Genomic DNA, 7,096 nt, shown 5'->3' on the forward strand with positions numbered 1-7,096 from the left:
TTTGCGCGTGAGACGTCGCACGCCACGCCGTAACAGGCATGACTCATTGCGGTGAGGATGGCAACTTCTTCAGCAAACGAAAGCCCCAGGCGGGGCTGGGTCACCCGTTCGTTTTGTTCTTCTTTCCGCCGCGCTTCGGCCGTTTCACCGGTGCCTTCTTATCGGATTCCGCGGCCGCGAGGAGTTCCTCCGCGTGGGCGCGGCCGGTCTCGGTCCCGTCCATTCCGGCGAGCATCCGCGCCAGTTCCCGGACCCGCTCGGGCTGCTCGAGCGTTTTCACCCCGCTGCGGGTGACGCCGCCACTGGTGCCCTTGTCGACGACCAGGTGCTGATCGGCGTAGGCCGCGACCTGCGGCAGGTGCGTGACCACGAGGACCTGGTGGGTCCGCGCGAGCCGGGCGAGCCTGCGGCCGATCTCGACCGCGGCGCGGCCGCCGACCCCGGCGTCGACCTCGTCGAACACCAGCGTCTGCACGGTGTCCGCGTGCGCGAGCACCACCTCGATGGCGAGCATGACCCGGGACAGCTCGCCGCCGGACGCCGCCTTGTGCACCGGCAGCGCCGGAGCACCGTCGTGCGCGCGCAGCAGCAGCTCGACGTCGTCGATGCCATCGGGCCCGGCGTGCACCGCGCGGCCGTCGAGCGTCAGTGCCTGGCGGTCGCCGTGCTCGGCGGGACGCTGCTCGACGGTCACCTCGATCTCGGCCTGGCCCATCGCGAGGCCGGACAGTTCGGCGGTGATGGCGGTGGCGAGTTCGGCCGCCGCCTTGCCGCGCGCGGCGGACACCTCCGCCGCGTATCCCGTCAGTTTCTGGGCCAGTTCGTCCCGGCGGGCGGCCAGTTCGGCCAGCGCCTCCTCCGAAGTGTCCATCGTGGACAGCCGCAGCCGGGCGTCCTCGGCCCAGGCGAGCACGCCGTCGACGTCCGCGGCGTACTTGCGGGTGAGCCGTTTGAGGTCGGCCTGCCGGGCGAGCACCTTCTCCAGCAACGCCGGATCGGCGTCGAGCGACTCGATGTAGCCACCCAGCTCGGCCCCGGCGTCGGACAGCAGCACCGATGCCTCTTCGAGCCGCGGCACCAGGTCGCGCAGTACCGCGTCCTCGGCCGTGGACAGGCGGCGGACCGCCTCGCCCACCAGCCCGAGCGCACCGGGCGCGTCCGGATCGCCGTCCGCCGAGCCCGACACCGCGTTGTGTGCTTCGGTGGCCGACGCGCGGAGTTCGTCGACCGCGGCCAGCCGCTTGATCTGCTCGGTGAGCTCGACGTCCTCCCCCGGCTCCGGCGCGACGGCGTCGATCTCGGTGAGCCCGTGGCGGAGCAGGTCGGCCTGCTGCGCCAGCTCCCGCGACCGGCTCGACCGCTCCGCCAGCTCGGTGATCACCGCGAGCCACTCGTCCCGGATCTCCCGGTAGGTCTGGAGCGGTTCGGCGACGGCGTCCCCGGCGAACCGGTCGATCACCGCGCGCTGCTCGGCCGGGCGCAGCAGCCGGAGCTGGTCGTTCTGCCCGTGCACGGCGATCACCTGCTCGGACAGGTCCGCGAGCACCCCGACCGGCACCGACCGCCCGCCGAGGTGGGCGCGGGAGCGCCCGTCGACCGCGACCGACCGCAGCGCGATGACGCTGCCGTCCTCGTCGATGTCGGCACCGGCGTCGGTCACGATCCGGCTCGCCGCCTCGGCGCCGGTGAGGGTGAACCTGCCCTCCACGAACGCCTTGAGCGTGCCCGTCCGCACCTTCGAGACCTCGGCCCGGCCGCCGGAGAGCAGGTGCAGCCCGGTCACCACCATGGTCTTGCCCGCACCCGTCTCACCGGTGACGACGGTGAAGCCCGGGTGCAGTTCCAGCAGGGCGTCCTCGATCACTCCGAGGCCCTGGATGCGCATCTCGGCCAGCACGACGCCTACCGTAGCGGCACGCACCGGCCACGTGCGCGCTCGCTCGCCATGAACGGCGAATTCCTTGCGAAAAAAGCGGGGAAAACTCCGTTCGCGCGCCGCGAGCGGCGGAGTCAGCGGTCGTGGCGTTCCCGCCAGCTCTTGACCGGCAGGGAGAACTTGTGCACCAGCCGGTCGGTGAACGGGCCGTCCCACAGCCGCACCAGCCGCACCGGGACCCGCCCGCACACGACCGTCACCCGCGCCCCGGGCGGCAGATCGAGATGCCGGGTCCCGTCGCAGGTCAGCACGGCCGAGGAGCCGTCGGGGTCGATGCCGACGGTGATCACCGAATCCCGCGAAACCACCAGCGGGCGGGCGAACATCGCGTGCGCGTTGCTCGGCACGACCAGCAGCGCCTCGACGTCCGGCCAGATGATCGGGCCGCCCGCCGAGAACGCGTACGCGGTCGAGCCGGTGGGTGTCGCGCACAACACACCGTCGCAGCCGAAGGCCGACACCGGCCTGCCGTCGACCTCGATGAGCGCGTCCAGCACCCGCTCCCGGGTGCTTTTCTCCACGCTGGCCTCGTTCAGCGCCCAGGTGCGGGCGACTTCGACGCCGTGCACGGTCACCGAGACGTCCACGGTCATCCGCTCTTCGACGTGGTAGTCGCGGTCGACCACGCGCTGCACGGTGTCCGCGAGCGCGTCGGAATCGGCCTCGGCGAGGAAGCCGACCCTGCCGAGGTTCATCCCGAGGACGGGCACCCCCGCGGGCCGGGCGAGCTCGGCGGCCCGCAGCAACGTGCCGTCGCCGCCGAGCACCAGCACCAGCTCGGTGCCCGCGGCCGGGTCGCCCTCGGGGGCCAGCACGGTGCACATCGAGCCGACGCCGCCGTCCGGGTCGATCAGATGCCGCACGTCCTCCTCGATGACCCGCAGCCGGATCCCCGCCTTGGCCAGCCGCGCGGACACCTCGCGCGCGGCCTCCCGGGTGGCGTCCCGGTCCGGGTGCACGACGAGCAGCACCTCACGTTCGGTGGTCATTGAGGCCCTTCCTGGACCGCGGTTCGGACGAGCCGCTCGGCCTCCGCCCTGTCTACCCCGTCCACTGTGGACCCGGCCACTGCCTTGCGCAGCCAGACGAAGTACTCGACGTTGCCCGAGGGCCCGGGGAGCGGGCTCGCGACGACTCCGCGCAGTTCGAGGCCGAGCCCGGTGGCGTGCCCGATGACCTCGAGCACCGACTCGGCCCGCAGGCCGGGATCGCGCACGACGCCACCGCTGCCCAGCCGGTCCTTGCCGACCTCGAACTGCGGTTTCACCATCGGCACCAGATCGGCGCCCTCACGCGCGCACTCCGCGAGCGCGGGCAGGACGAGCTCGAGCGAGATGAACGAGAGGTCGCCCACGACGAGGTCGACCTGCCCGCCGAGCTGTTCGGTGGTCAGATTCCGCACATTGGTCTTGTCCAACACGACGACCCGGTCGTCGGTGCGCAGCCGCCAGTCCAGCAGCCCGCGGCCGACGTCGGCCGCCACGACCGTCTTGGCGCCGTTGCGGAGCAGCACGTCGGTGAAGCCCCCGGTCGACGCGCCGGCGTCCAGGCAGCGTTTGCCGTCCACGGAGAGCCCGAGCGGGGTGAACGCCGCGAGGGCGCCGAGCAGCTTGTGCGCGCCGCGCGAGGCCCAGCCGGGGTCGTCCTCGTCGCGGACGACGATCGGTGCGCCCGACTCGACGCCGGTGGCGGGTTTGGTGGCCACCATGCCACGCACCGTGACCTTGCCGTCCGCGATCAGCGCGGAAGCCTGCTCCCGTGATCGCGCGAGGCCGCGCCGCACCAGCTCCGCGTCGAGGCGGGCCCGTTTCGCCACCCGGTCAGACCCTGTCGATGCTGGACAACGCGACAGTCAGCTCGGTATGCACGGCGTCGAAGCGATCGACGTGCTCGACCAGCGGAAGCGCGTCGAGGCCGTCGAGACCGGCCACGGCCTCGTCGATACCGGCCCGCGGGTCGATCTCCTGCGGCACCGACTGGCCGGGGCCGGGCGGCGGACCCGGAACGGGCCGCGGGACGGGGTTGTTGGGGTAATCCTGCACGCACTCAAAATACCCCCTGGCGCCCATACCGCCGGGAAGCCGGTTAGGCCAGTCCGAGTTCCGCGAGCGCCGCACGCGCCGTGTCGGTCTCCCCGCGCACGGTGGTCGTACCGGACGCCCAGGCCACCGGGCACAACGCACGCAGGAGAGCAAGCGGATCACCCTCGCCGGACACCGCAAGCACGTCATCACTGTGGGTGACCTGCCAGCCGGATTGCGGCCCGACCGCGAGCAGGTCGGCACGCTGCTCCAGCGCGCTCAGATCGGCGGCGACGTAGGTCGGCCGCTCGGCCGCGCTCGCGGCGAGCAAAGTCGCCGGGACGGTCACCCCGGACAGCACCGCGAGCGAGTCGGCACCCGCCGCGACCGCGCCCGCGATGTCCGTGTCGAGCCGGTCGCCGACGACCAGGGGCCTGCTCGCCCCCGCCGTCCGCGCCGCCGTGTCGAACAGCAGCGGCGCCGGTTTGCCCGCGACGAGCGGCTCGACGTCGGTGGCGGCACGCAACGCGGCCACCATGGACCCGTTCCCGGGCAGCAGACCCCGTTCCGACGGCAGCGTCACGTCGACGTTGCTGGCCACCCACAGCGCGCCCGCGCGGATCGCGAGACACGCCTCGGCGAGGTCCGCCCACGTGTTGTCCGGGGAATGCCCCTGCACCACGCCGGCGATGCCGTCGGCGTCGGCGATCCTGCGCACCGGCCGCAGCCCGGCCGAGGCGACCAGTGCCGCGAGCGACTCCGTGCCGACGACCAGGACCGCGGCCCCCTGCTCCAGACGCTCCTTCAGCAGGACCGCCGCGGCCTGGGCGCTGGTGTGCACCTCGCCGGCTTCGGCGGGCATGCCGAGGCCGGCGAGGTGCGCGACCACGTCCTCCGGCGCCTTCGAGGCGTTGTTCGTGACGAACCGGACGGCGGTGCCGTGATCCCGCACCGCCTTCAGCGTCTCCGGCGCGCCTGGGATGACCCGCGTGCCGTGGTAGACCGTGCCGTCGAGGTCGAACAGCACCGCGTCATAGGCCGCGAGCAGCGCGTCACTCATCGGACTCGTTCGGCTCGTTCGACTGTTTCGGCTCGTTCGCCTCGTTCGCGAGTTCCGCAGCACGCTCGGCTGCGCCGGTCTCGTCGTCCTCGTCGGCCTCGGCGGCGTTCAGGAACCAGCGCAGCGCCTCCTCCTGCCGCCCTGCCGCGACGAGATTGTCCGCGTAGGCGTAGAAAAGCCGCGCGCTCCACGGGTCGCGTTTGCCGGGCTGGAGATCGTCGCCCTGCAGCGAAACCACCGCCGCGTCGAGCTGCCCGAGGTCGCGGCGCGCACCCGCGGCGACGATGGCGAGCTCGACCTGCGTGCCCTTCGCGAGCTTCGAGCTGTCGGCCTCCTTCGCCAGGTCCAGCGCACGCTCGGGCCTGCCCAGCGCGCGCTCGGCGTCGGCGATGATGGCGATGTGCTCGTCGCTGCGCGTCATCCGCCGCACCGCGCGCAGTTCGGAGAGTGCCTCCGCCCACTTGCCAGCGTGATAGGCGACGAGGCCGAGGGCCTCCCGCACGATCGGCACCCGCGACGCCTTGGCCTTCGCGTACTTCGCGTGCTCCAGCGCGGCTTCGGGATCGCTGTCGATCAGCCCGCCGGCAGCCACCAGGTGCTTCCCGACGGTCTCGGCGAGTCCCTTCGGCAGCGTGCGGAGTTCGCGACGGGCTTCCTCGTCGAGGTCGGAGTACTCGATGTCCTCCGGCAGTTCGGGGGCTTCGAGCAGTTCGCGGGCCATCGCCTCGTCGTCGAGCGGCGCGTCGGACCTGGCGGAGTACGCGGGCCTCGGGTCGCGACGCGGCTGACGCTCGCGAGCCGGACGGTCCTCGCGTCGCGGGCCCTGCCCGCGATCGTCGCGACGCTCGTCCTTGCGCTCGTAGCTGCCACGGTCGTCGCGCTTCTGATAGCCGCGGTTGTCGTCGCGACGGCCCCTGTCGAAGCCACCGCTCGAACCGCCGCGGTCATCGCGGCCCTTGTAGCCGCCACGGTCGTCGTCACGGCGCGGCTTGTCGTAGCCACCGCGCGAGCCGCCCCGATCGTCGCGCTTCTGGTAACCACCACGGTCATCGTCACGGCGAGAGCGGTCGAAGCCGCCGGAACGGCCGCGGTCATCGCGGCCCTTGTAGCCGCCGCGGTCGTCGTCCCGGCGAGGCCGGTCGAAGCCACTGCGGTCGTCGCGCTTCTGGTAACCGCGGTTGTCGTCGCGACGGCCCCTGTCGAAGCCACCGCTCGAACCGCCGCGGTCGTCGCGACCCCGATAGCCGCCGCGGTCGTCACGCTTCTGATAACCACCACGATCGTCGTCACGACGGGGGCGATCGGAGCCGCCACCGGAACGACCGCGGTCATCACGGCCCTTGTAGCCGCCACGATCGTCGTCCCGGCGAGGACGGTCCTCCCATTTCCGCGGACCATCCGGCCGGCCGCCGTAGGACGATTTGCCCTGCGGACGACCCGAGCCCGAACGACGATCGTCGAAGCGCCCACCGCTCCCGCCCTCGGACCGCTTCTCGTAGCGGCCGCCCGAGCGCTCGTCCGGCCTGCCGCCGAATCGCCGGTCGCCACGGCTGTCGGACCGGTCACCGCCACTACGCCGCTCGCCCGAGCGGTCCTCCCAGCGACCGCCGCGTTCGCCCTCGTTGGAGCGCTTCCCGCCGAAGTCGCGGCGCTGCTCACGGGGGCTGTCACCACGCGATGGCTTACCCGCGTAGCCGCCCGCCCCGCGAGAGCCTCGGTCGTCCCGCCGCGGACGGCCCTGATAACCACCGTCGCGGCCGCCGCGATCCGGCCTGCCGCCACGCCGATCGCCCTGCGGCGCCCCGGACCGGCCAGCGCGGGACCCGTGGTCCCGCCGTCCCGACCGGCCGGACGCGCCATCATCCTCTGAGTCACGTCGACCGAACTCGGACACCTGGCCTCCTGCCATGAAAAATCTTCATCAGACACACGTAGGGCCCGTTAGGCGAGCCAATCGGCTATCCTAACGGGCCCTACGGAAAGGGTGTTCGGCGGTGTCCTACTCTCCCACAACCCTTCGGTTGCAGTACCATCGGCGCAGTCAGGCTTAGCTTCCGGGTTCGGAATGGGACCGGGCGT

6 protein-coding genes and 1 rRNA gene are annotated in these 7,096 nt (G+C 72.4%); all 7 read right to left on the minus strand.

Annotation, left to right across the window (positions count from 1 at the left end; all coding sequences use genetic code 11):
- Positions 1-100: 100 nt before the first annotated feature.
- Positions 101-1,897, minus strand: coding sequence for a DNA repair protein RecN (recN, locus tag ACFWX1_RS35765; RefSeq protein WP_378394219.1), 1,797 nt, complete (start codon positions 1,895-1,897; stop codon positions 101-103).
- Between the two features lie 113 nt (positions 1,898-2,010).
- A complete protein-coding gene (locus tag ACFWX1_RS35770; protein WP_378324001.1) occupies positions 2,011-2,925 on the minus strand; it encodes an NAD kinase in 915 nt (304 codons plus the stop codon).
- A complete protein-coding gene (locus tag ACFWX1_RS35775; RefSeq protein WP_378394220.1) occupies positions 2,922-3,752 on the minus strand; it encodes a TlyA family RNA methyltransferase in 831 nt (276 codons plus the stop codon). Before ACFWX1_RS35775 ends, ACFWX1_RS35770 begins: the two co-directional genes overlap by 4 nt.
- A gap of 4 nt (positions 3,753-3,756) precedes the next feature.
- Positions 3,757-3,978: a hypothetical protein gene (locus ACFWX1_RS35780; protein WP_378394221.1), complete on the minus strand. Its 222-nt coding sequence runs from the start codon at positions 3,976-3,978 to the stop codon at positions 3,757-3,759.
- Positions 3,979-4,021: 43 nt separating this feature from the next.
- Positions 4,022-5,017: an HAD-IIA family hydrolase gene (locus ACFWX1_RS35785; protein ID WP_378394222.1), complete on the minus strand. Its 996-nt coding sequence runs from the start codon at positions 5,015-5,017 to the stop codon at positions 4,022-4,024.
- Positions 5,010-6,911: a hypothetical protein gene (locus tag ACFWX1_RS35790; RefSeq protein WP_378394223.1), complete on the minus strand. Its 1,902-nt coding sequence runs from the start codon at positions 6,909-6,911 to the stop codon at positions 5,010-5,012. The genes ACFWX1_RS35785 and ACFWX1_RS35790 overlap by 8 nt, the downstream gene beginning before the upstream one ends.
- A gap of 92 nt (positions 6,912-7,003) precedes the next feature.
- Positions 7,004-7,096, minus strand: a 5S ribosomal RNA gene (gene rrf, locus ACFWX1_RS35795); the annotation flags it as partial.

The sequence above is a fragment of the Amycolatopsis sp. NPDC059021 genome (assembly GCF_042739895.1).
GTDB lineage: Bacteria > Actinomycetota > Actinomycetes > Mycobacteriales > Pseudonocardiaceae > Amycolatopsis.

Bases quoted from the DNA above. Each gene is read 5' to 3' on its own strand.
- ACFWX1_RS35770 (WP_378324001.1), bottom strand. From the start codon at position 2,925: ATGACCACCGAACGTGAGGTGCTGCTCGTCGTGCACCCGGACCGGGAC.
- ACFWX1_RS35785 (WP_378394222.1), bottom strand. From the start codon at position 5,017: ATGAGTGACGCGCTGCTCGCGGCCTATGACGCGGTGCTGTTCGACCTC.